The sequence below is a fragment of the Streptomyces sp. NPDC023481 genome (genome assembly GCF_055560195.1).
Map to the genome: position 1 here is coordinate 163,773 of NZ_JBVHJE010000016.1, position 23,749 is coordinate 187,521.

The window sequence follows — 23,749 nt, forward strand, 5'->3', positions numbered from 1 at the left end:
AGAACGCTCTCGACCGCGTGTACGCCGAGTGGAACGACAAGGCCGTCGGCCTCGTCTCCTACGGCTTCGACGGCGGCGTGCGCGCGGTCGAAGCCCTGCACCCGGTTCTGGGCGCCCTGCAGCTCGCGGACGTCTCCGCGACCGTCATCGGGAACCTGCGTACCGACTTCGCCGGCTTCGGCGCCACGTTCACCCCCGGGGAGGACACCGGCCGGTGTCCAGCCCGCTTCACGCGCGAGCAAGGACATGGAAGACACCGCCAAGGACGGCTCCCCCAAGATCGTCCGCGAGTGCGGGCTTCCCCTCACTGGGGAACGCCGCGTCCACCGGATCATCACTGATCTTGGTGTCCTCGCCGTAACCGAATCCGGTCTGGTGCTGGTCGAGACGGCACCCGGCATCAGCAGGCAGCAGATCCCGGGCGCCACTGCTGCGCCGGTGCACGTCCCCTAACCCGCCACGCGAACGGTGTGAGAGCGTCCGACGGTCCGGTGATCCCGGACAGCCACCGGACCGGCGGATTGGCATCCATTCGGCCTGCCTCCATGGCTCGTTCCGGCCGCGGCATCTTCAGCACACGATCAGCCTCTGGGCATGTAGCCCTGCCCGGCGCCCTGTGGCTGGCGGCCACGGTGCACTCATAAAGCGTACAGTTAGGGGTTTCTGATGGCCGGTCAGTCAGTAGCGTCGATGGCAGCCGTGTCGTGCTCTGCGACGAGTTGCATCAGTGCATCCGCGTCCCGTTTGTCGAGGGCGTCGACCAGGGCGGCGTGCAGTCTCCAGCGGTCGTGAATGTGTTTCGTAAGGGGGACGCCGGGTTCCGGCTGCATTGCAAGTGCGTGCTGTTCGACCAATTCCGGAAGGGCCGAGTACAGCGAGCGCAGGAGAGTGTTCGGGGAGATGCCGGCGATCCTGGCATGCGGTTGCCAGCTGGTGCGGACTGAACTCCCGGACCCGGCCGCGCGCCAGCGCCGTGCCCGCCGCCTTGAGGTTGCGCCCGCGGCCGTTCCACACCGGCCGCAAGGCCGTCCGCGTCCTGGAGCAGGAGACCGGCGTCGACACGGTGAAGCAGACCCGCCCAACCCTTGAGGCCGCCGCCAAGCTCCAGGACGGCATCGGGGAGCGCGCTGTCGCCCACGGGCCCCGACCGCAGCCCGCCCCGTCGACGGCCCCGCCGCCGCACACCCACCAGCCGAGCACCCAGCACACGCCGGGCCGGACCACAGGAGGAGTCGCGTGAGCACCCCGGAAGAACAACCCAGTCTTGAGGACGCTCTCGCCCGCGCCCGCGCCGCCTCCAAGAAGATGGCTGCCGCGCTCGCCGAGCCCCAGGAACTCGGTGAGCCCCTGGCGTGGGAGCCGGTCTGGAAGCGGCACCGGAAGCCGAAGAACGACCGGGAGAAGAAGGCGGAGCTGCGCAAGCAACGACGGCGGCTCCAGGACGCCGGACGGCGCCGCTTCGTCGCCGGCCAGTCGCGCCGGCCCCGGTCCGGGCAGAACCGCATCGGCAACGCGGCCGCGCGCCGCGATGCGCGCGCCCTGTCGCGGGTGCGCCACTCCGCTGCGTGGCTCTGGTGATGATGAGAGCCATGGGGCGGCGCTAGCCGGGCGGCGTCCAGACGTCCGGCCCGACGCCCTGCCACTCCACCCAGGCCGCGCTTGCCACGTCCTCGGGCTCGACATCTTCGGATCCGGCCCCGCGTAGGAACTCGACGATGCCGAGCAGCGTGTACGCCATGCCTACGAACCGGCTGCCGACGCGGACGCGTCTGCCGCCGTCCTCGGCCGGTGGGTGGACGACGACCTGCGGCATCTCGGTCATGCTGCCAGGCTGCGGCGTGTGCCGGGAACGCGCACGCGGGACGCGGAGACGTCCGTAGTCTGAGGGTGCTCGGGGCAGTCACGGAGGTCTACCGATGCCCCGAACCATATGGTCAGGACCGTCAGCTTTGGCCCAGTCACCGTTCCGATCAACGTTCAGAGCGCGACCGAAGATCGCGGATCGTCCAGCTTGATCAATCCATCGGGGACGTCTGCCACGGACGGATCTTGGACAGTGCTCCCGGCAGACCGGCTGTGGGGGCTACCGCCCGATCAGGTACACCCTTCCCGCGGTACGGGTGTCCGCTCGCACTCCCGGGCAGGGCATGCGGTGAACTGCCCACTGCGGAGGAGCGGTTCGGCTGCCGCTGGTGGGACCCGTATGGCCGGCGGGTTTTGTCGTGGATCCGTAACGGCGCCGGGTGGCGCACAACCGGGCGGAAGAACCGTTCCTCTCAATGAGCAGCCAGGGCGCCAACCGGGCGCCCTCGCCACAAGGGGGTGGGTCTCACCCGGCAGGGGAGACCCACGGGAGGGAAAAGTCCATGACCAGGACGAAGAAGAGCGGGATGAAGGCGCGGGGCGGTCGTGCGGCCGTGATCGGTGCGCTGGGTCTGGCCTCGGTGGCGCTGGCCGCCGTGCCGGCCTTCGCCAAGGGCGACGTCGGCATCACCGCGCCCCGCACGGCGCACGTAGGCAAGACTTTCACCATCACGGCGCACGGCGACGACGACAGCGCCGGCTACCTGCACCAGCTCTGCCTGGAGGAGCGCACCGGCGAGCAGCCGTGGCACCAGGAGAACTGCAGCACCCCCGCCAAGCACGACGCCCGGCTGACCGTACCCGGCTCGGCTGCGCACCGCGGCGACCTGCAGTTCCGCGCGGTGCTGTACGGCCTGACCAGCAAGCACGACCAGCACCCGGTGCGCCTGCACGCCTCCGGCGTGGCCACGGTCCACGTCCGCTGAACCACCAACCCGGCCGTGGACAGCCCGGCACAGCCACTGCCCGCGGCCGCGTGGGCCCTGACCGCTCGAACGCCTTCTGCCGCACTCCACTCGATTCGGGTGCTCAGTGCGAAGGCGACGGTGGGTCGCGGTGGGCGCTCAGGAAGTGCCGACTGTCAACAGATGACACGCGGTCCGTTACGATGACCTTCTCTGAAGCCTGAAGGAGGCCTGGTCCGTGACTGGTCCGACGCTTTCCAGTCTCGCCCGCTCGACGACCCTGCGGGAGCAGGCGCTCGTGGCGTTGCGAACAGCGATCACCAGTGGTCAGTACCGCCCCGGTGATCATCTGGGTGAGGTGGAGATCGCGGAGCGGCTGTCCGTCAGCCGCGGGACGGTGCGGGAGGCTCTGCGCCATCTTCAGCAGGAAGGGCTGGTCACCGCCGGGGCGCGGGGAATGCTGAGGGTCTCGCAGTTGTCGCCGGTCGAGGTCCGCGAGCTCTTTCAGGTGCGCGAGGCCCTGGAGGGACTTGCGATCCGGCAGATCATCGAGTCGGCGCGGGGGCCGGAGGCGGCGCGGGCGTTGCGGGAGGCAGTGGCGCGGTTGGGGGAGACCGTCACGTCGGGCGCCGATCTGAGCGTCAAGGTAGAGGCCGATCTTGCCTTCCACCATCTGCTGTGTGAGCAGTCAGGCAACTCGGTCCTGCTCAAGACCTGGCGGCAACTCGAAGGGCCCATCCGCGTGGTCATCATGAGCGCTGCGGCCGACCGCCGGGAGGTGGCCATGGCGGCGTCCGCCCATCTGCCGGTCGTGGAGGCGATCGAGCGGGGTGACGCGGCGGGGGCGCTGAATGTCCTGCATATCCACATGGCTGCGGCCGTCGAGCAACTCGGCGTCGGGGGCGGTGACCAAGCAGCCGACTGACACAGCCATCCTTCTCGTAGGCCCACCGGGAGACCGGTGGGCCTACTTGTTTTTGGACTTTCGAGCGAAGGGGGTTGACACGCGTTCACGCAGTCCTCAGCATCGTCTCTCGACTGTTAACAGTCAACGGCCAACAGTAACGGTCGGGGACGAACCGCTTTGCGAGCGATCAAGGAGGATCGGCATGGCTGCTTCCCCGCCTCCCGGGCAGTCGGTACAGGGCTCACCCGAGCGGCTGAGAGTCGCCGTCGGCTGCGGCGTCGGCGCAACCATCGAGACGTACGATTTCATCGGCTTCGGAACGGCCGCCGCGCTCTACTTCGGCGACGTGTTCTTCCCCAGCTCCGATCCTCTGTCCGCCATTTTGCTGTCCTTCGCCACACTCGGCATCGGCTTCGCCGCCCGCCCCCTCGGTGGAGTCATCGCTGGCCACTTGGGCGACCGCATCGGCCGGAAACCGGTCCTGGTCGCTTCGCTGCTGCTGATGGGTGTGGCGACCGTCCTCATCGGCTGCCTGCCGACGTACCAGATGGTCGGCGTGTGGGCCCCGGTCCTGCTCGTGGCCGTCCGCGTCGTCCAGGGACTCGCCTTCGGCGCCGAATGGGGCGGCGCGATCCTGATGACCTTCGAACACGCCCCATGGCGCCGGCGTGGCCTGTACACCGGGATCACCCAGGCCGGCTTCCCCGTCGGCCTGCTCCTGGCCAACCTCGCCTTCCTCGTCAGCCGGCACACCCTGAACGACACCTGGGCCTGGCGGGTGCCCTTCCTGCTGAGCGCCGTACTGATCGCGGTAGGCATCTTCATCAGGCTCCGCATCGACGAGTCCCCCCAGTTCGAGGAGCTGAAGGAGACCGGCGACGTCGCGAAGAACCCCCTGTGGGAGGTGCTCCGCGAGGACTGGCGAGGCGTGCTGCGGGCTTTCTGCCTGCGGATCGCGGAGACCGCCGGGTACGCGGTGTCCGTCACCTTCGTCCTGTCCTACCTGAACGACGACCACGCCCCCGACGTCTCCAGCGGCGTTACCCTCACCGCCCTGGTGACCGCCGCGGCCCTGGGCATCGCCGCCACCATCGGCTGGGGCCTGCTGTCCGACCGCGTCGGACGCCGGCCGGTGTACCTGGTGGGCTGCACCATCACCCTGCTGTGGGGCGTCCCGCTCTTCCTGCTGGTCAACACTGCGACCGCCGCGCTCGTTCTGGTCGCCTTCGTCATCAGTTACGCCATCTGCCAGAACTGTCTGGCCGGCGTCCAAGGGGCTTGGTTCTGCGAGCTGTTCGCCACCCGGACCCGAACCGCCGGAACCTCGCTCGCCTACCAGCTCTCCGCGGTCGTTTCCGGCTTCACGCCCCTTCTCGCCACCGCCCTGTACTCCGCCGTCGGCTGGGCTGGGCCGGCCCTCCTCTTCAGCTTCTACGGCTTCCTCGGCCTCGTCGCCGCCGTACTGACCCGCGAAACATGGGGCGCGCCCGAGCGGAGCGAGGCCGACTTCGCGGCGCAGGCCGCTGCGCGCGGTACGACCGCTCCCACTGCCCAACTCCACTGACGCTCAACACAGAAGAAGGAGTGACGTGACCTCAACCCCCACCATAACTCCCGCCGGCGGCCGGCGGACCGGCCCTCCTCCGCCCCACGCACGGCGCTTGCGCGCCCTGGAGGAGTCCGCCTACCGCATCCGGCTGAACGCTCTGAACATGGCCGAAGTCCAGGGCCAGGGCTACATCGGACAGGCACTCGGCGTGGCCGACATCCTCGCCGTCGTCTACCAGGACGTCCTCAACCACCGCCCCGACGAGCCGGAATGGCCCGAGCGTGACCGGCTGCTGCTCTCCATCGGGCACTACGCCCTCGCCCTGTACGCGGCCCTCGCCGAAGCCGGTGTCCTGGACGTGGCCGAACTCGCCACCTACGGCAGCGACGACTCCCGCCTGCCCATGTCGGGCATGGCCTCCTACACCCCCGGCATGGAGATCTCCGGCGGCTCCCTCGGCCACGGCCTGGGCATCGCGGCTGGCCTGGCACTCGGCCTGCGCCACCAGGGCAGCCAGGCCTGCGTGTACAACCTCCTCTCCGACGGCGAACTGGATGAGGGCTCCACCTGGGAGGCCGCCCTGGCCTGTGCCCACCACGGCCTGGACAACGTCACCGCCATCGTCGACGTCAATGCCCTGCAGGCCGACGGGCCGACGAAGGGCGTGCTGCGTACCGAGCCGGTCACCGCCAAGTGGGAGGCGTTCGGCTGGCACGCGATCCGCATCGACGGCAACGACATCGACGCACTCGTCACCGCCTTCGACAGCCTGCGCACCCACCGGGGATCGCCCGCCGTGCTCGTCTGCGACACCCGGATCGGGCGCGGGGTGCCGATGCTGGAGACCCGCGAGAAGGCGCATTTCATGCGAGTCGAGGAACACGAGTGGCAGCTCGCCCGCGACCAGCTGACCGAACGCTTCCGTGCCGGGCATGGCGGCGAACCCCCACAGACCACCGTGCCCGCAGCCTCCGTAGACAAGGAACCCACCGCATGAACGCCGTCGGCGCCCCTGCGACAGCGCGCAAGCTCACCACCTCCGCGATGATCGCCTCCATCGCCGAGGAGGGCCAGCACACCACCAAGGCCCCCTTCGGCTACGCCCTTGCCCGACTCGCGGAGCAACGCCCTGACATCGTCGGCCTCTCCGCCGACCTGGCCAAGTACACCGACATGCATGTCTTCCGCGAGGCACACCCCGAGCGGTTCTTCCAGATGGGCATGGCGGAACAGGCCATGCTCGGCGCGGCCGCCGGACTTGCCGAATCGGGTCTGATCCCGTTCGCCTCCACCTACTCCGTTTTCGCCACCCGCCGCGGCTACGACTTCCTGTGCCTGGACATCGCCGAGCCGGGCCTCAATGTCAACGTCGTCGGCGCCCTGCCCGGCCTGACCACCGGCTACGGCCCCAGCCACCAGGCCACGGAGGACCTGGCGATCCTACGCGGCATGCCGGGCCTGACCATCGTCGATCCGGCGGACTCGACCGACATCGAACAGGCCGTTCCCGCCCTGGCGGCCCACCCCGGCCCCACCTACATGCGACTGTTGCGCGGCGCGGTCCCCACCGTCCTGGACGAGTACGACTACACCTTCCACCTCGGCCGCGCCGCTCAACTGCGCGGCGGGCGGGAGGTGTTGTTCATCTCCACCGGCCTGATGACGGTACGAGCCCTGTCGGCGGCCCGAGACCTCGAACGCGACCGCATCGACGTCGCCGTCCTGCACGTACCGACCATCAAGCCCTTCGACCGCGAGACCGTCGTACGCGAGGCGGGCAAGGGACGCCTCGTCGTCACCCTCGAAAACCACAGCGTCATTGGCGGCCTCGCCGAGTCCGTCGCCTCCAGCCTCGCCTTCGCCGGGACGACTGCACGGATCGTCCCCATCGGACTGCCCGACGAGTTCCTCGCCGCCGGCGCGCTGCCCACCCTGCACGACCGCTACGGCCTGTCCGTCGAAGCGATCAAGGATCGCGTCCGCCGAGAGCTGTGAACCCGCCACGCCGCCCTACCCAGGAGCTCGCATGACCGCCCAGCACGACATCTCCCGCACGGCCCTCGTCACCGGCGCCGGATCCCGTCGCGGGATCGGCCGCGCCACCGCCCACGCGCTCGCCGCCGACGGCTACCACCTCGCCGTACTCGACCTGGACAAGGAAGCCGCCGAGGACACCGCCCGCGAGGTCGCGGCCCGCCACGAAGTCCAGACATTGGCTCTCGCGGCGGACGTCACCAACGCCGACGCCGTCGACGCAGCGATCACCCAGGCCGAAGCCGCACTCCCGCCGATCGGCGCCCTCGTCAACAACGCCGGCATCACCTCCCCCGTCCCCTTCCTCGACGTCACACCCGGCGAATGGGACCGGATCTTTGACGTCAACGTCCGCGGCAGCTTCCTCGTCACCCAGCGCATCGCCGCAGGCATGGCAGAGCGCGACTTCGGACGGATCGTCTTCCTGTCCTCGGTCTCCGCCGAGCGCGGGGGAGGGGTCTTCGGCGGAGTCGCCTACTCTGCGGCCAAAGCCGCACTCCTCGGCTTCGCCCGGGCCCTGGCCCGCGAACTCGGCCCCTCGGGCGTGACGGCAAACTGCGTGGCGCCCGGGCTGATCGACACCGACATCACCCAAGGCAAGCTGGACGAGGCCCGCAAGGCCGCCATGACGGCCGACATCCCCATGCGCCGCATCGGCGGCGTCGAGGACGTAGCGGACGTCATCGCATTCCTGGCACGGCCCAGCTCCGGATACGTCACCGGAGCCACATACGATGTCAACGGCGGGTCACACATTCACTGAAGTGACCAGCACGAGGAGTTCACGGCCGGGGAATCGCCAACATCGTCCGATTAGGGGGTGTCCGATGGGTCGGGTCGCGTCTGCCAGGCGCAATCAGCACCGGAGCCCCCGGTTTCCGTGCCACGCCGTGTCAGGCAACTCACCCTGACCAGCGCGCCCATCCAGCGGGAGCTGGCGTTGCTCGGCCACCGCAGTTACGCCGTCGATCTGCCGGGCCATGAGGCGCGCGCTCGCCAGCGGTTCGAGGAGGTCACCGACCGCAGCGGTGACCCATTCGACTGGGTACCAGCTGCATGGGCTCGTGATGCTCGCCGCCTGGCGCGATGGCCAGGACCCGCCACCTGCCCCGGCGCCGATACGGAGACAGGAACTGCCGCCTCCACCACGCGCTGCCGGCATGGATTCGGTCTTCCATCGCGTTGAGCGCGCGGGGCCAGGCCGCACAGGCATCCTCGGCGCTGCCAGCGGACATCTGCGTGGCCCCCAGGCACCCGAGCGTCACGGCGGTGCGCTTGAAGACGGCACCCCTGTGGAGTGTCAGGCCGAGGGAGCAGCCGGCTCGTCCTGCGGGGCGGGCTCGGTGTTCTCCGGGGCGGTGTAGAAGACGGAGCGGCCTTGCTTGGTGCGCTGGGCCTGGTTCTTGGCCACGAGCCCTTCGAGCGTGAGACGCACGATCTTGGCTTTGATCTCGCGCCCGGGATTCTGCTGTTCCAATGTGGTGGAGATTTCGGCGGCGGAGCGTGGCTCGTGCTGTCCGGCCAGGTACTCGCGGACGAGATCCACGAGCTTGGGCGCGGCCGACTGCGCGGCCTGGGACGCTTCGGAGTTCTTCTTGCTGGTGCGCTTTGGGGCCGGGGCGGCCGACTTGCCGGCCGGCGACCGGCGGCCCGCATCCGCTGCGCCCGCAGTCTTCCTCTTACGCGGAGCAGGCACCGCTGTGGCCTAAGGGGCAGACTCGACCGTGAGGCGGGACCGCGTTTCAGCGGGCCGGGTTCCGTCTGACGGGGCTGTGGAACGGCGCCCCGTGCCGGCGGGCGGTCGCCGCGGTGAGCGAATGGTCGTCTTGCCTTGCGGATGCGCGGGCCAGTGGGCACAGAAGCCCGACGGCCGGCTCGAAGACCTCAACGCTTCTGCCGCCGTCATCGGCCAGCTCGCTCCGGGCCGGGATCTACACCGGGTTACGAATTCGTGCCGGACACTTGACGACTGCCGTCTGACTGCGTAGACATGACAGCGCAGTCAGACAGTCCCAGGACCGTCATCGGTCACGAGGCATCCGGAGTCACCATGAGGCGAGGTGCAGGGCGGGGCGGGAGTTCTGCCGCAGCGCGCAGTGTGGACGTGGCCCGGCTGGCCGGCGTCTCGCAGAAGACGGTTTCCCGGGTCTACAACGACGAGCCGTACGTCTCGGCCGAAGTCCGCCGCCGCGTCCTGGAAGCCGGCGAGGAACTCGGCTACCGCATGAACAATGCCGCCCGCGCACTGGCCTCCGGACGCACTCGCTCCATCGGTGTGGTGACGTTGGGAACCGCCCTGTACGGACCCGCCTCCCTGATCATGGGGGTCGAGCGTGCCGTCCGGGACACCGGCTACGCCCTCCGCGTGGTCAACACCGTGGAGGGCGACCCGACGGGCGTCGCCGGTGCCGTCGACTCGCTGCTCGACCAGGGCGTGGACGGCATCGTCATCTCCGAGCCGATCGATGACGGCAACGGCGAGGACCTCTCCGCCCGCGGCGATGTACCGGTCCTCGTCCTGGGGGCGCCGCCCCTGTCAACGCCGAGAACGCTCACCGCCGGCGTCGGCGCCGACCTGATGGCGCGCACGGCGACCGAGTACCTGCTGGAGCTGGGGCACGAGACCGTCCACCACCTCGCCGGGCCGCAGCGCTGGTACGCCGCCCGGGACCGGCTGGAGGGCTGGCGGTCGACGCTCGCCGCACACGGCAGGCGGATACCGCCCGTCGTGGAGGGCGACTGGTCTGCATCCACTGGCTACACGGCGGGCCGTGAACTGGCCGCCGACGGCGACCTGACCGCAGTCTTCGCCGCCAACGACGACATGGCGATCGGGCTCATTCGTGCGCTGGCGGAAGCCGGCCGACGCGTGCCCGAGGATGTCAGTGTCGTGGGCTTCGATGACATCCCCGTCGCCGCCTATGTGACCCCTCCGCTCACCACGATGCGTCAGCCCTTCGACGCCGTGGCGCAGGAGGGGCTCAAGCGTCTCGTGCACTCCATCGAGAACCCGGACGCGCCCCCCTTGCCGGCCAGTGAACCACCGGTCAACCTGGTGATCCGCGCCTCGACCGCGCCTCCGCCGTCCCGGAGGACCCCGGGCCACGGCCGGTCCGCCGCACCGTCCCCGAATGAGGGTCGGCCCGGACCGCCCCTGGGTGGAGGTGCAGCCACGCACGACTGATCACCATCGACCGACCCATCGACCAGCCCTTTGTGTCGTGCGGGAAGTGTGAGGCGAGCCGCCCCACCGGCCACTGTTCCCGCCCCTCGCCCCGAGCCGCGGCACCGCACGGTGCGGCACCTGAGGCGCCGAGCGCCGTCACCGCTCACACCTCTCCGCTCCACCCGTTCCTTCCCGCCCACGGGCCTCCCCTCGACAGCAGGTGGCTCTCCCGCCGGGCGGTGCAGGCGAAGAGGCGCACCCCGGCCATGCCGACCCCACTGACGGCCGACACGTCCGAGCTTCTTTTCACCATCACCCTCATCCCGCACGCCTGTGCTCGGCGTGCCCTTCCCTCAGCCATCGGCGGGAGTTCTCATGCACAGAACCGACTCCACCCCCAGCCAGTCCCAGATGAGCCGTCGGCTCCTCCTGACCGCCGCGGGAGCGGTCACGCTGGGTGCCGCTCTCACCGCCTGCGGCGGCGGTGACGGCGGCGGCTCCGCCTCCTCGTCCACCAAGCCGGTCAGCCAAGCCGACATCGCCAAGGCGATGAAGACTCCGACCACGCTGACGTTCTGGACCTGGGTCCCGGACATCGACCAGGAGGTCGCTCTCTTCGAGACGAAGTACCCGGCCATCAAGGTCAACGTCGTCAACGCGGGCCAGGGCATTGCGCATTACACGAAGCTGCGTACGGCGATCAAGGCCGGCAACGGTGCCCCGGACGTGGCGCAGATGGAGTACCAGGCCATCCCGACCTTCACGGTCACGGACAGCCTGCTCGACCTGGCCCCGTACGGCGCGTCCAAGCTCAAGGACACGTTCGTCGACTGGACCTGGGGGCAGGTCAGCGGCCCCAAGGGCGAAATCTGGGCGATCCCGCAGGACACCGGGCCGATGGGCATGCTCTACCGGGCGGACATCTTCGACAAGCACGGCATCGAGCCGCCCAAGACCTGGGACGACTTCGCCGCCGCCGCGCGCAAGCTGCACAAGGCCGACCCGGACGTCTACCTGACCAACCTGGCCGGCAACGAGGCGGCCGCCTGGCACGGTTTGCTCTGGCAGGCGGGAGCCAAGCCCTACGCGACCGCCGGCAAAGGCAACGTCACCATCGACGTCGACGACGCCATCTCCAGGAAGCTCGCCGCCTACTGGGGCGGGCTGGCCCAGGAAGGCGTGATCGGCATCGAGCCGGACTTCACCGATTCCTGGTTCTCCGCGCTCAACAAGGGCAAGTACGCCACCTGGATCACCGCCGCCTGGGGGCCGGTCTTCCTCTCCGGCTCGGCCAAGTCCACCGCCGGCAAATGGCGGGCCGCCCCGCTGCCGCAATGGGACCCGTCGAAGCCGAGCTCCGGCAACTGGGGCGGCTCGACCAGCGCGGTCATCAAGGAGACCAAGACCCCGATCGCGGCCGCGGTGTTCGCGCAGTTCCTCAACAGCGACCCGGCCAGCGCGAAGCTGTTCAACACCAAGCAGTCGTTCTTCCCGGCGACCAAGCAGCTGCTCGCGGACGCGGCATTCACCGCCGACGCCCCCTCCTTCTACGGCGGCCAGAAGGTCAACCAGGTGTTCGCCGACGTCAGCAAGACGGTCAGTCCCGACTTCCAGTGGCCGCCGTTCCTGGACCAGGCCGTCACCGACTGGACCGAGACCGTGGGTACGGCCCTGACCCGGAAGAAAGACCCGGTCGCCGCGCTCGGCGCATGGCAGACGCGTCTGACCACCTACGCCAAGGCTCAGGGCTTCACCGTCAAGTCTCCGTGATCTGCGGGGGGTTACGTACCCGCGCCTCACGCGTGGGTACGGAACCCGCCCCCGGCCAGCCCTTCCTCCAAGAAAGGCCCGATGATGACTGCCACGACCGTGGCCTCCACCGAGGAGCCGCGCCGAGCGGGGCCCAGGCGCCGGCTCGGTGGCCTGCGCCAAGGCGCGGCAGGCCCGCTGTTCGTCGCACCGTTCATGGTGCTGTTCCTGCTGATGTTCCTCGCCCCGCTCGGCTACGCCGCCTACCTGAGCCTGTTCCGGCAGAGAATCATCGGCGGGAACGCGTTCGTCGGGCTGGACAACTACGTGACGGCCCTCAAGGACCCCCTGCTGCGTGAAGGAGTCGTGCGGGTCGCGGAGTTCTTCCTGATCCAGGTCCCGCTCATGTTGGTGCTGGCCCTGGTCTTCGCCCTCGCGCTCGACAGCGGTCTGCTGCGCCTCGCCCGCGTGATCCGTCTGGGCATCTTCGTGCCCTACGCCGTCCCGAGCGTGGTCGCCACCCTGATGTGGGGCTACCTGTACGGGCCGGACTTCGGGCCGTTCGCCCAGCTGAGCGAGAAGCTCGGCCTGCCGGTCCCGCACTTCCTCAGCGACGGCTGGATGCTTGCAAGCCTGGCGAACGTCGTCACCTGGGAGTTCGTCGGCTACAACATGATCATCCTGTACGCGGCCCTGCGGACCGTTCCCCAGGAGCTGTACGAGGCCGCGGCGATGGACGGCGCCGGCCCCTGGCGGATCGCCTGGTCCATCAAGCTCCCCGCGCTGCGTCCCGCCCTGCTGCTCACCCTGCTGTTCTCCGTGATCGGCAGCTTCCAGCTGTTCAACGAGCCGAAGCTGCTGCAGCCCATCGCGCCCGACGTCATCAGCAACTCGTACACCGCGAACCTGTACGCCTACTCCCTGGCCTTCACCGGCCAGCAGGTCAACTACTCGGCGGCGGTGTCCTTCTTCCTCGGCCTGGTCATCGTGATCTTCTCCTATGCCGTCCTGTTCATCGCGAACCGCAGGAGGACCTCGTGACGACCACGACACCCCCCTCCACGTCCCGGCAGGCCCCGCGCGCCACCGCGGCCGGCACACCGCGGACCGCCCGCCGGCAGCGTCGGCGAGCGGCCGGGCGCCGCAGCGCCCCGCTGACCATCGTCATGCTGGCCGTCCTGGCGTACTTCCTGCTGCCGCTGTTCTGGCTCGCGGTCTCCTCGACCAAGAGCACCCACGACCTGTTCACCAGCTTCGGCCTGTGGTTCTCCCACGCGCCGCAACTGCTGGAGAACGTCCACGAGACGCTCACGCACGACGACGGGGTCTTCCCGCACTGGCTGCTCAACACGGTCCTGTACTCCGTCGGCAGCGCACTGGGCGCCGCGCTCCTGGCGGCCGCCGCAGGCTACGGCTTCGCCAAGTACCGCTTCCGCGGCAACAACGCCGCCTTCTCCCTCGTCCTCGGCGCCGTCATGATCCCGACGACCGCCCTGGCCATCCCCACCTACCTGCTGTTCGCGAAGGTGGACCTCGTCAACACCCCCTGGGCCATCGTGCTGCCCTCGCTGGTCAGCCCGTTCGGCCTCTATCTCATGCGTATCTACGCCGCGGACGCCGTCCCGGACAGCCTTATGGAGGCCGCGCGCATCGACGGGGCGGGGGAGCTGCGCATCTTCGTCACGATCGCGCTGCGGCTGCTGGCCCCCGGCCTGGTGACGGTCGTGCTCTTCACGCTCGTGGCGACCTGGAACAACTACTTCCTGCCGCTGATCATGCTGAACGACCCCAAGCTGTATCCCGTCACGGTCGGCCTCTCGTCCTGGGCGTCCCAGGCGTTCGGCGGCGGGAGCGGCGCGAACAGCAACATGCTCGCGCTCGTCGTGACCGGGTCCCTCATTTCCATCATCCCGCTCGTCGTGGCCTTCCTGCTCCTGCAGCGGTACTGGCAGAGCGGTCTGGCCGCCGGCGGCGTCAAGCAGTAACACCCCGCCGACCACAGAGCCGACGCCCAGATCCACCCCCATCGACTCCTCGGAGGTTCCCCCTATGGCGGTTCTGCCCGCCCGCGTCCTCTTCGGTGCCGCGTACTACCACGAGTACACGCCAGCCTACGATCCCGAACTGCGGCCCGACGAACGGCTGAAGACCGACCTGGACCTGATGGCCGAGGCGAACTTCACGGTGATCCGGGTCGGCGAGTCGGTCTGGTCCACCTGGGAGCCCGAGAACGGACGCTTCGACCTCGACTGGCTCCAGCCGGTCCTCGACGGTGCCCACGAGCGCGGCATATCCGTCATCCTCGGCACGCCGACGTACGCCGTGCCGCCGTGGCTGGCCCGCCAGTACCCGGAGATCACGGGGGAGCGGCGTACCGGCGCGCGCATCGGCTGGGGCGCCCGTCAGGAGGCGGACTTCACCCACCCCGCCTTCCGCTTCCACGCCGAGCGGATCATCCGGAAGATCGTCGCCCGCTACGCCGACCACTCGGCGGTCATCGGTTGGCAGGTCGACAACGAGCCCGGCCTGCACCTCTTCCACAATCGCGGTGTCTTCCAGCGCTTCGTCGACCACCTGCGCGACAAGTACGGCGACGTCGAGACCCTCAACCGCGAGTGGGGCCTGGTCTACTGGTCGCACCGGCTGTCCGACTGGTCCGACCTGTGGACCCCGGACGGCAACGAACAGCCGCAGTACGACGTCGCCTGGCGGGAGTTTCAGGCCCGGCAGGTCACCGAGTTCATCGGCTGGCAGGCCGACATCGTCCGCGAGTACGCCCGTCCCGAGCACTTCGTCACCACCTGCATCTCCTACACCCGCCAGGGTGTGGCGGACGACGAACTGGCCGCGCGGCTCGACATCGCCTCCGGCAATCCGTACTACGACATGCAGGACGGCCTGCTGCTGCCCGACCCCACCCCGGACGAGCACGAGCAGGTCTGGAAGACCACCGGCGTGTGGTCGATGTACCAGACGGCGGACTGGATGTACTCCTCCCGTCAGGAGCCCTTCCTGGTCACGGAGACCAACGCGAGCTCCATCGGTTTCGCCTGGGACAACCGTCCCGGTTACGACGGCCAGTGGCGCCAGACCGCGTGGGCACATGTGGCCCGGGGCGCCCGGATGATCGAGTACTGGCAGTGGCAGACCCTGCGCTTCGGCGCCGAGACCTACTGGGGCGGAGTCCTCCCGCACAGTGGGCAGCCGGGCCGCACCTATGCCGAAATCGCCCGTCTGGGCGCCGAGTTCGCCAAGGCCGGTCCGCTCGTCGCGGGGCTGGAGCCGGACGCCGACATCACGATGGTCTACTCGATGCCGAGCAAGTGGCTGATGCAGAAGTATCCGCCGTTGTCCAAGCCCAACGGCGAGCCGGACCCCGCCGCCTACCACCGCGTCTTCGACCCCTTCTACCGAGGCGCCTTCGACGCCGGGCGCCAGGTGCGGATCGTGCATGTCGCGCAACTGGTCGAGAACGTGGCACCGGAGGAGGCCACGCGCCGCCACCCGGTGATGGTCGTCCCGGCGCTGTACATCGCCACCGACGCCGCCCTCGACTGGCTCGCCGCCTACGCCCGCGCGGGCGGCCACCTCGTCCTGGGACCCCGCACCGGATACGCCGACCACGAGGCCCGCGCCCGGCACGAGACGGCCCCCGGCCGTCTCGCCGAGGCCGCGGGTGTGCACTACGACGAGTTCAGCAACTTGGTGGGGACCGTGCCGGTCCGCGGTGTGGACGGCGGCCCGCTCCGGGTGCCCGCCGACGCGACCGCGACGCACTGGCTCGAATGCCTCACCCCGGTCGACGCCGAGACACTGGCCTCCTACGAGCACCCGCACTTCGGGCGCTGGCCCGCCGTCACCACCCGTCAGCACGGCGCCGGCCGGGTCACCTGCGTGGGCACGGTCCCCGGCCGTGACCTCGCCCGGTCACTGGCCGCCTGGATCGCGCCCGACCCGCGCGGCGGCTGGCGGGACCTCCCCGAGACCGTGACCGTCACGACCGGGACCTCGCCGGACGGGCGGCACGTCCACGTCGTTCACAACTGGAGCTGGGAGCCCGTCCGGGTCTCCTCCCCGGTGCACCTGTCCGACGTCCTCAGCGGCGGCGACGTACCGGCAGGCGCGGAGGTGGGCCTGGGCCCGTGGGACGTCCGGGTCCTCGTCGCCAGGACGACGGCACCGCCGCCCACGCCTGAGCGGGCGTCTGCCTTCTGACCGGGTCATCGGGCGGCCCCACAGCGCAGTGCCGCCTCGGTGACCGAAGCCCCCCGCATCACCGTGATCGTTCCTGAAGGAGGAGTTATGCGGAGAAGAACCCTGGGCAGGGCGCTGGGCACCTTCGGCGCGGCGACCGCGCTGCTGGCCGTCCCCGCGGCCGGCGCACAGGCGTACAACCCGACCGGCGGGATCCTGTACCAGCTCGGCAGTGACGCGTGCCTGAAGGGGCGGGGCAACTGCGCGATCTACCCGAAGACGGCGCAGCTGCCCGGGGGGCGGCTGGTGGCGTCGTTCGAGAAGTCCACCGTCGTACCGGCGTCGGGCAGCGCAGACGGGCAGACCCTGCCGATCTACAAGAGTGACGACGACGGGACGAGCTGGCAGCCGCTGTCCGAGGCCAAGGCACCGGCGTACCTCTCCAAGGACCCCAGGTACGCGCGGTACACCAGCAACTGGACCAACCCGTACCTCTACGTGCTCCCGCGGAGCGTCGGCGGGCTGAAGGCCGGCACGCTGCTGCTGGCGAGTGTCGTCTCCGGTGACGACTCCTACTACAAGGAGCACAAGGCGACCGACCCGAACTGGACCCCCTCCAACGACGGCGACCGCAGCGACCTCGCCATCGCCCTGTACGCCAGCACCGACCAGGGCAGCAGCTGGAAGGTCCTCAACATCGTCGCCACCGGAGGCTGGCAGGGCGGCAGCGCCGGCGCCATCGGGCAGAACATCGCCGCCGCCAACACCAACCGGCAGGTGGACCCGCTGTGGGAGCCCTACCTGATGGTCTACAAGGGCAAGCTGGTCTGCTACTACTCGGACGAGAACGACTACATCGGCTTCGACCCGGTCACCGGCGTCCCGACCAAGGACCCCGCCAACAACACGGCCACCGACTCCCACGGGCAGATCCTCGTGCACCGGACCTGGGACGGCCGAAGCACGAGCTGGAGCGACCCCGTCGTCGACGTCTCCGGGTCCGTCCAGGACATGGGCGGCGGCAAGACCGAGATCGGCGGCGGCCGACCGGGCATGACCAACCTCGTCCCCACCTCGGACGGCAGGTGGATGCTCACCTTCGAGTACTGGGGCGGCGGCGCCAACACCCGCTATGTCATCGCCGACGACCCGCTGAAGTTCTTCCGCGGCAGCCAGACCGGCATGTCGGTCGGCTCCCTCCCGGTCGTCGCCGGCTCCCGCCCGCTCGCGGGCGGCGGCAGCCCGGTCCTCATCCGGCTGCCCGACGGGCGCCTCGTGTACAACGCGGCGAACAGCGGCGACGTCTGGGTCAACGACAGCGGACGCAGCGACGGCGTGTGGACCGAGTACCAGACGACCTCGCCGGCCGGCTACAGCCGCAACCTCCAGTACGTCGACGGCACCGGCCGCATCGCGATCCTCAACAACCAGGGCACCTCCACGATCGCCTACGCCGAGGTCGACCTCGGCGACTCCGCGGGCACCTACTACCGCCTGGTCAACCGCAAGACCGGCCAGGTGATCGGCACCGGCAACAAGACAAACGACGCCAACCTCGGCAACGGGGACACCCCGGACGTGGTCCTGGAGGACGCCGGAGCGGAGGCGAACCCGGACACCCAGCAGTGGCACGTGGTGGACGAGCCGAACGGCGGTACGACCCTGCTGAACAGGTCGGGCGGCCGCGCGGCGGCCATCTGGACGGGCAACGCCACCGTCGGTCAGCGCATCGGCCAGTGGGTCGACAACAGTGCGACCGGCAGCTGGAACCTCGTCAAGGCCTCCGACGGCTACTACCGGTTCCAGGCCGTCAAGAACACCAGCCTCTACCTGACCGGCGCGTCCGCGGGAGCGCCCCTGACCCTGCAGAACAGCACCACCGACGGCTCGCAGGAGTGGAAGCTCGTCCGCTAGGCCACGTGCCCTCCGGACCTGCCCGGGGGGGATGGGGGTCGGGGCCCGGCAGCGAAGCCGGGCTCCGACTGGACCTCGCCCCAGGGGCGCACCGTGCGCCCGACCGTCGACCCGAACAGCATGCGCGATACCGAACAGAAAGCGGTGTGATGGCCAACGCCGACAACAGCCGACAGACCGGTGACGAGACCTACGTCGTCGGCGTCGACTACGGAACGCTCTCCGGACGGGCCGTGGTCGTCCGGGTCCGCGACGGCGCCGAACTGGCCGTCGCCGAGCACCCCTACACCCACGCCGTCCTGGACCAGGCACTGCCTGACGGCACGCCGCTGCCGCCCGACTGGGCCCTTCAGGTGCCCTCCGACTACATCGACGTACTGCGTAACGCCGTACCCGAGGCCCTGTCGCGCTCCGGTGTGCGACCGGAGCAAGTCATCGGCATCGGCACGGACTTCACCGCCTGCACGGTCCTGCCGGTCCTGGCGGACGGCACACCCCTGTGCGAACTCCCCGAGTACGCCGCCCGCCCGCACGCCTACGTCAAACTGTGGCGTCACCACGCCGCCCAGGCCCAGGCCGACCGGATCACGGCACTGGCGGAGGAACGCGGGGAGCCGTGGCTGAAGCGGTACGGCGGCAAGATCTCCTCGGAGTGGGAGTTCGCCAAGGCGTTGCAGTTGCTGGAGGAGGACCCCGAACTCTACGAACGCACCGACCGCTGGCTGGAGGCGTCGGACTGGATCGTGTGGCGGCTGTGCGGGAGGTACGTCCGCAACGCCTGCACCGCCGGCTACAAGGGCCAGTACCAGGACGGCACTTACCCCTCCCGCGACTACCTGGCCGCCCTCAACCCCGGCTTCGCCGACTTCGTGACGGACAAGCTGGAGCACCCGATCGGTCGACTGGGCGACCTGGCCGGGCGATTGACGGCCCAGGCGGCCGCGTGGACGGGTCTGCCGGAGGGCATCGCGGTGTGCGTGGGCAACGTCGACGCCCATGTGACGGCTCCCGCCGCCACCGCGGTGGAGCCGGGCCGGATGGTCGCCATCATGGGCACCTCCACCTGCCACGTGATGAGTTCCGACCAGTGGGCCGAGGTGCCCGGCATGTGCGGAGTCGTCGACGGCGGCATCCTGCCCGGCCTGTGGGGCTACGAGGCGGGGCAGAGCGGTGTCGGGGACATCTTCGGCTGGTTCGTGCGCACCGGACTCCCCGCCGCCCATGCCGAACAGGCCGCCGCCCTGGGCCGCGACCCGCACGAACACCTGACAGCTCTCGCGGCCGAACAGGCCGTCGGCGAACACGGGCTGATCGCCCTGGACTGGCACAGCGGCAACCGCTCCGTCCTGGTCGACCACGACCTCAGCGGCGCCCTGGTCGGCCTGACGCTGGCCACCCGGCCCGAGGACGTCTACCGGGCGCTGCTGGAGGCCACCGCCTTCGGCACCCGCGCCATCATCGAGGCCTTCGAGACCTCCGGCGTGCCGGTGCGGGAACTGATCATCGCGGGCGGTCTGACGAAGAACGCGCTCCTGATGCAGATCTACGCCGACGTCACCCGCCGTCCCCTCGGGGTCATCGACTCGGCGCAGGGACCCGCGCTCGGTGCGGCGATTCATGCGGCCGTCGCGGCCGGCGCCCACGCGGACATCCGCGCCGCGGCCAAGGCCATGGGGAAGGCGCGTCCGGGCGTCTATCTGCCCGAACCCGAGCGGGCCGCCGCGTACGACCGCCTGTACGCCGAATACCGGCTGCTGCACGACTACTTCGGCCGCGGCACCAACCAGGTCATGCACCGGCTGCGCCGTATGCGCACCGAAGCGTCAGCCCACTCCTGAACAGGAAAACCCCCATGGAAACGAACACCACGCCCTACCCCGACCACGAGATCTGGTTTCTCACCGGCAGCCAGGGACTGTACGGCGACGACGTGCTGCGGCAGGTGGCCCACCAGTCCCGGAGCATCTCCGAGACCCTCGGGCGACCCGGCAAGGTCCCGGTGCGCATCGTCTGGAAGCCGGTCCTCACGGACGCCGACGCCATCCGGCGCATCTGCCAGGAGGCCAACGCCTCCGACACCTGCGTGGGCGTGATCGCATGGATGCACACCTTCTCCCCGGCCAAGATGTGGATCGCCGGCCTGAGCGCCCTCGACCTGCCCCTGCTGCATCTGCACACCCAGTACAACCTGTCACTGCCCTGGCCGAGCATCGACATGGACTTCATGAACCTCAACCAGGCCGCCCACGGCGACCGCGAGTTCGGGCACATCGAATCCCGGGTCGGCATCGACCGCAAGATCGTCGCCGGTCACGCCACCGACCCGCGCGTCGTCCGGCGGGTGTCGGCGTGGGCGCGGGCCGCCGTCGGCCGTCATACGGCGCGTACCCTGCGCCTGGCGCGCTTCGGCGACAACATGCGGGACGTGGCCGTCACCGAGGGCGACAAGGTCGAGGCCCAGCTCCGGTTCGGCTTCTCCGTGAACACCTACGCGGTCAACGACCTGGTCGCCGTGGTCGACGCCGTCGAAGACAAGGCCGCGGCCGAACTGGCGGACGAGTACTGCGACTTGTACGACGTCGTGCCGGCGCTGCGCCGGGGCAACGTCCGCCATGACTCCCTGCTGTACGCGGCCCGGCTGGAGCTCGGTCTGCGCAGCTTCCTCACCGAGGGCGGCTTCACCGCGTTCACCACCAACTTCGAGGACCTCGGCGGCCTGCGGCAGCTTCCCGGCATCGCCGTCCAGCGGCTGATGAACGAGGGCTACGGCTTCGGCGGCGAGGGCGACTGGAAGACCTCGGCCCTGCTGCGCACCCTGAAGGTCATGGGCGCCGGCCTCCCCGGCGGCACCACCTTCATGGAGGACTACACCTACCACCTCGGCCCCGGTAGCCCGCGCGTCCTGGGCGCCCACATGCTGGAGGTCTGCCCGTCGGTGGCCGCCGCCCGCCCGAGCTGCGAGATCCACCCCCTGTCCATCGGGGGCCGTGAGGACCCCGTCCGCCTCGTCTTCAACGCGGCCGAAGGCCCCGCCGTGGTGGTGGGTCTCTCCGACCTCGGCGACCGCTTCCGGCTGACCGCCAACGTCGTGGACGTCGTAGCGCCCAGCGAGCCGCTGCACCGCCTTCCGGTGGCCAGGGCCGTGTGGAAGCCGCGTCCTTCACTCGCGGAGTCCGCCGAGAACTGGCTGCTGGCCGGCGCCCCCCACCACACCGTGCTCAGCTCGGCCGTCGACCTGGAGGCGCTGACCGACTACGCGGCCATGACCGGCGTGGAGCTGCTCACCATCGACGAGAACACCACCACCGGGCAGTTCGCCAAGGAGGTCCGATGGAACGCCGCCTACCACCGTCTCGCCCAGGCACTGTGACGGCCAAGAACCGGATTGCGGGAGACAAGCGATGACCGTACGAGTCCGCGACGGCCTGCGCCAGGAGGTACTGGAGGCGAACCTGGCCATTCGCCAGGTCGGCCTGGCAACCCTGACCTGGGGCAACGTCAGTGGGATCGACCGGGAGGCAGGGTTGTTCGTGATCAAGCCCTCTGGGGTTCCCTACGAGGACCTCACGATCGACCATCTGGTGACCGTGCGGCTCTTCGACGGCGCCGTCGTCGAAGGAGACCTCCGTCCCTCCACCGACACCGAGACACACCGCTGTCTCTACGCGTCGTTCCCCTCCATCGGCGGTGTCACCCACACCCACTCCACCCACGCCGTCGCCTTCGCCCAAGCCCGGCGGGACATACCCGTCCTGGGCACCACGCACGCCGACACCTTCAACGGCCCGATCTCCTGCACCCCCGACCTCACCCCGGCGCAGTGCGCGACGGACTACGAGTACAACACCGGCCGCGTCATCGTGGACATGCTCAAAGACGACCGGAAGGCGGTCGAGGTCCCCGCCGCGCTGGTCGCCGGCCACGGCCCCTTCACCTGGGGCGCCACCGCCCGCGCATCCCTCGAGCACGCGATCATCTGCGAGGCGGTCGCCGACATCGCCCTGCACACCCTGGCCCTGTCCCCGGCATCACCGCCACCCGCGCACCTCCTGAACCGCCACTACACCCGCAAACACGGCCCGGACGCGTATTACGGCAACTCAGCACTGAGACCATCTGGTTGACGGATCCGCAGACGCCCGTGCACGGGTTCCTCGGCGAGCCAGCGCGCGATGTCCGGGTCGTGTATGTAGGCCAGCACAGTACGGCCGGTGACCTGGCAGCGGACGATGGGAGACGACTGCGGATGAGTATGGACCGCGCCGACACCAGGAGCGGCCTCAGGTGGAAGAGGCTGAGTACCGCCTTGCGCCGCCCGTCGGAGCAAGAGAGGGCCCGTACAGGCACCGGGGCCGGGCAGCGCGCCACGGAAGACGTCCTCCAACAGATCGACGCTGAGAAGCGGGAGACCGTAACGGTCACGTCGACGAGTTCTTGGGCGGTTCCGGCCACGTCCCGGCTCGCACCGACGCGGGTCCTGGCCTCGCCGAGCAGGGCCATGCGTTCGCGGCTGTGGTGCTGCTCGGAGTAGTCGTTGGCCACGCCCACCGCGTGCACCCGGCCGTGCGCGTCCTTGAGGGGGAAGACGTCCACGGCCCAGGCATGTGCCCTCGGTTCACGCGGTAGTGCGAGGAACAGTTCGGTGTATTCCGGCTCTCCGGTCTCGCCGACTCGGAGAATCCGGCGCTGCAGTTCCTCGAACGCGGGTCCCGGGAGGAATTCGGTCAGGCGTCGCCCGCGGACTTCACTCTGGACGAAGTCCACCGCCCGCCGTGTGGCCTCGTTGGCCCACAGCAGGCGCGCGTCACGGTCGTAGATCGTCAGAGACGGAGACTGCTGCTCCAGCAGCCACCACATGAGGTCCTGCAGTTTCCCGGTCCCCGGTGAGGGGACGGTCGTCACGAGGAAGCTCTGCTGCTGCGTGGCGTCGAGCAACGGGCTTAGGTGGACCCGCGTGTCCAGCAGGCTGCCGTCGCGATGCCGCAGCGTCGCACCGTCGGCGGAGAGCAGATCGTCCAGGGGCCGGCCGATGATCTCCACGGAGGCGTATCCCAGAAGCTCCTGGGCCTCGCGACTCCAGTAGGCCACGCGTGTGTCCCCGTCGGTCACTGCGATGGTCACGGAGTCGACGGGGTGGGCCTTGTCCAGCCGTCGCGCGTCGGCCGGGCTGCCCGTCGGTGCGAGGCATGGCGCACCTGGCCCTTCTGCCTTGTGCCTGGGCACTGTCCACGGTCGTACGGTCGGTGGTGCAGGGCAAGACGGGACTGGAGTTGCCGGCCGGGCGGCTCCGCCGTGGGGGGCGATGCGGTGCGGGCGGCCACCGGGGCGGACGGCCCAGACACCGGTGACGTCGGCGCTGCCGGTGACGTAGAGGGTGCCGTCGTCTGCGCGGGCGATGCCGCCGACGAACGCCTTGCCCAGGTTGGGGGTGCTCGCCTTGGCGGGGGCGGGCAGCGTGGCCAGCACGT

General features: G+C 69.8%; 22 protein-coding genes and 1 pseudogene. 19 read left to right on the forward strand and 4 right to left on the reverse strand.

Translation table 11 applies throughout. The features are described 5' to 3' along the window. Positions 1–17: 17 nt before the first annotated feature. Together ACZ3ZD_RS28240 and ACZ3ZD_RS28245 are read left to right on the forward strand one after the other, a co-directional pair. Positions 18–341: an NADPH-dependent FMN reductase gene (locus tag ACZ3ZD_RS28240; RefSeq protein ID WP_467402981.1), complete on the forward strand. Its 324-nt coding sequence runs from the start codon at positions 18–20 to the stop codon at positions 339–341. Further along, positions 247–453: a hypothetical protein gene (locus tag ACZ3ZD_RS28245; RefSeq protein WP_467403156.1), complete on the forward strand. Its 207-nt coding sequence runs from the start codon at positions 247–249 to the stop codon at positions 451–453. The genes ACZ3ZD_RS28240 and ACZ3ZD_RS28245 overlap by 95 nt, the downstream gene beginning before the upstream one ends. 221 nt (positions 454–674) lie before the next feature. Here the strand turns inward: ACZ3ZD_RS28245 and ACZ3ZD_RS28250 are convergent, their stop codons facing one another. Next, complete coding sequence (locus ACZ3ZD_RS28250) at positions 675–1,082, reverse strand: FCD domain-containing protein (RefSeq protein WP_467402984.1); 408 nt, start codon at positions 1,080–1,082, stop codon at positions 675–677. Between ACZ3ZD_RS28250 and ACZ3ZD_RS28255 the strand changes: the two genes are divergently transcribed. Next, complete coding sequence (locus tag ACZ3ZD_RS28255) at positions 986–1,240, forward strand: hypothetical protein (RefSeq protein ID WP_467403158.1); 255 nt, start codon at positions 986–988, stop codon at positions 1,238–1,240. The two genes, ACZ3ZD_RS28250 and ACZ3ZD_RS28255, sit on opposite strands and share 97 nt — an antisense overlap. Continuing rightward, on the forward strand, positions 1,237–1,578 hold the full coding sequence (locus ACZ3ZD_RS28260) for a hypothetical protein (protein WP_467402986.1): 342 nt from the start codon (positions 1,237–1,239) through the stop codon (positions 1,576–1,578). The genes ACZ3ZD_RS28255 and ACZ3ZD_RS28260 overlap by 4 nt, the downstream gene beginning before the upstream one ends. A 22-nt stretch (positions 1,579–1,600) precedes the next feature. On the opposite strand, the gene ACZ3ZD_RS28265 is transcribed toward ACZ3ZD_RS28260, so the two are convergent. Then, the gene (locus ACZ3ZD_RS28265; RefSeq protein WP_467402989.1) at positions 1,601–1,822 is read right to left on the reverse strand and encodes a hypothetical protein; all 222 of its coding nucleotides are present in this window, start codon (positions 1,820–1,822) and stop codon (positions 1,601–1,603) included. 544 nt (positions 1,823–2,366) lie between these two features. Between ACZ3ZD_RS28265 and ACZ3ZD_RS28270 the strand changes: the two genes are divergently transcribed. The 6 genes from ACZ3ZD_RS28270 (at position 2,367) to ACZ3ZD_RS28295 (ending at position 8,021) form a co-directional block, all read left to right on the forward strand. After that, positions 2,367–2,789, forward strand: a complete 423-nt coding sequence (locus tag ACZ3ZD_RS28270; RefSeq protein ID WP_467402991.1) for a hypothetical protein — start codon at positions 2,367–2,369, stop codon at positions 2,787–2,789. Positions 2,790–3,006: 217 nt separating this feature from the next. Beyond that, positions 3,007–3,693: a GntR family transcriptional regulator gene (locus tag ACZ3ZD_RS28275; protein WP_467402993.1), complete on the forward strand. Its 687-nt coding sequence runs from the start codon at positions 3,007–3,009 to the stop codon at positions 3,691–3,693. A gap of 184 nt (positions 3,694–3,877) precedes the next feature. After that, positions 3,878–5,239, forward strand: a complete 1,362-nt coding sequence (locus tag ACZ3ZD_RS28280) for an MFS transporter (protein ID WP_467402996.1) — start codon at positions 3,878–3,880, stop codon at positions 5,237–5,239. A gap of 97 nt (positions 5,240–5,336) precedes the next feature. Beyond that, on the forward strand, positions 5,337–6,221 hold the full coding sequence (locus tag ACZ3ZD_RS28285; protein ID WP_467403000.1) for a transketolase: 885 nt from the start codon (positions 5,337–5,339) through the stop codon (positions 6,219–6,221). Further along, positions 6,218–7,219, forward strand: coding sequence for a transketolase family protein (locus ACZ3ZD_RS28290; protein ID WP_467403002.1), 1,002 nt, complete (start codon positions 6,218–6,220; stop codon positions 7,217–7,219). The genes ACZ3ZD_RS28285 and ACZ3ZD_RS28290 overlap by 4 nt, the downstream gene beginning before the upstream one ends. 31 nt (positions 7,220–7,250) lie before the next feature. Continuing rightward, positions 7,251–8,021, forward strand: coding sequence for an SDR family NAD(P)-dependent oxidoreductase (locus ACZ3ZD_RS28295; protein WP_467403005.1), 771 nt, complete (start codon positions 7,251–7,253; stop codon positions 8,019–8,021). A gap of 537 nt (positions 8,022–8,558) precedes the next feature. Here the strand turns inward: ACZ3ZD_RS28295 and ACZ3ZD_RS28300 are convergent. After that, a complete protein-coding gene (locus tag ACZ3ZD_RS28300) occupies positions 8,559–8,954 on the reverse strand; it encodes a hypothetical protein (RefSeq protein ID WP_467403007.1) in 396 nt (131 codons plus the stop codon). A gap of 354 nt (positions 8,955–9,308) precedes the next feature. On the opposite strand from ACZ3ZD_RS28300, the gene ACZ3ZD_RS28305 reads away from it, so the two are divergent. The 9 genes from ACZ3ZD_RS28305 (at position 9,309) to araD (ending at position 22,405) form a co-directional block, all read left to right on the forward strand. Beyond that, positions 9,309–10,442 carry a LacI family DNA-binding transcriptional regulator gene (locus ACZ3ZD_RS28305; RefSeq protein WP_467403011.1) on the forward strand — a complete coding sequence of 378 codons (1,134 nt, stop codon included), beginning with the start codon at positions 9,309–9,311 and terminating at the stop codon, positions 10,440–10,442. Between the two features lie 357 nt (positions 10,443–10,799). Beyond that, positions 10,800–12,194, forward strand: coding sequence for an ABC transporter substrate-binding protein (locus ACZ3ZD_RS28310; protein WP_467403015.1), 1,395 nt, complete (start codon positions 10,800–10,802; stop codon positions 12,192–12,194). 84 nt (positions 12,195–12,278) lie between these two features. Continuing rightward, positions 12,279–13,214 (forward strand): carbohydrate ABC transporter permease, encoded by a 936-nt coding sequence (locus ACZ3ZD_RS28315; protein ID WP_467403148.1) that lies wholly within the window; start codon positions 12,279–12,281, stop codon positions 13,212–13,214. After that, a complete protein-coding gene (locus tag ACZ3ZD_RS28320) occupies positions 13,211–14,158 on the forward strand; it encodes a carbohydrate ABC transporter permease (protein WP_467403017.1) in 948 nt (315 codons plus the stop codon). The genes ACZ3ZD_RS28315 and ACZ3ZD_RS28320 overlap by 4 nt, the downstream gene beginning before the upstream one ends. A 64-nt stretch (positions 14,159–14,222) precedes the next feature. Next, positions 14,223–16,388 (forward strand): beta-galactosidase, encoded by a 2,166-nt coding sequence (locus ACZ3ZD_RS28325; RefSeq protein ID WP_467403021.1) that lies wholly within the window; start codon positions 14,223–14,225, stop codon positions 16,386–16,388. Between the two features lie 87 nt (positions 16,389–16,475). Further along, complete coding sequence (locus tag ACZ3ZD_RS28330; protein ID WP_467403023.1) at positions 16,476–18,281, forward strand: RICIN domain-containing protein; 1,806 nt, start codon at positions 16,476–16,478, stop codon at positions 18,279–18,281. 149 nt (positions 18,282–18,430) lie between these two features. Further along, on the forward strand, positions 18,431–20,119 hold the full coding sequence (gene araB, locus ACZ3ZD_RS28335) for a ribulokinase (protein ID WP_467403026.1): 1,689 nt from the start codon (positions 18,431–18,433) through the stop codon (positions 20,117–20,119). A gap of 14 nt (positions 20,120–20,133) precedes the next feature. After that, positions 20,134–21,651: an L-arabinose isomerase gene (araA, locus tag ACZ3ZD_RS28340; RefSeq protein WP_467403028.1), complete on the forward strand. Its 1,518-nt coding sequence runs from the start codon at positions 20,134–20,136 to the stop codon at positions 21,649–21,651. A 31-nt stretch (positions 21,652–21,682) separates the two neighbouring features. Further along, on the forward strand, positions 21,683–22,405 hold the full coding sequence (gene araD, locus ACZ3ZD_RS28345) for an L-ribulose-5-phosphate 4-epimerase AraD (RefSeq protein WP_467403031.1): 723 nt from the start codon (positions 21,683–21,685) through the stop codon (positions 22,403–22,405). 436 nt (positions 22,406–22,841) lie between these two features. Here the strand turns inward: araD and ACZ3ZD_RS28350 are convergent. Beyond that, positions 22,842–23,747: pseudogene (locus tag ACZ3ZD_RS28350) on the reverse strand (PAS domain-containing protein); the annotation flags it as partial. Between the last annotated feature and the right edge of the window lie 2 nt (positions 23,748–23,749).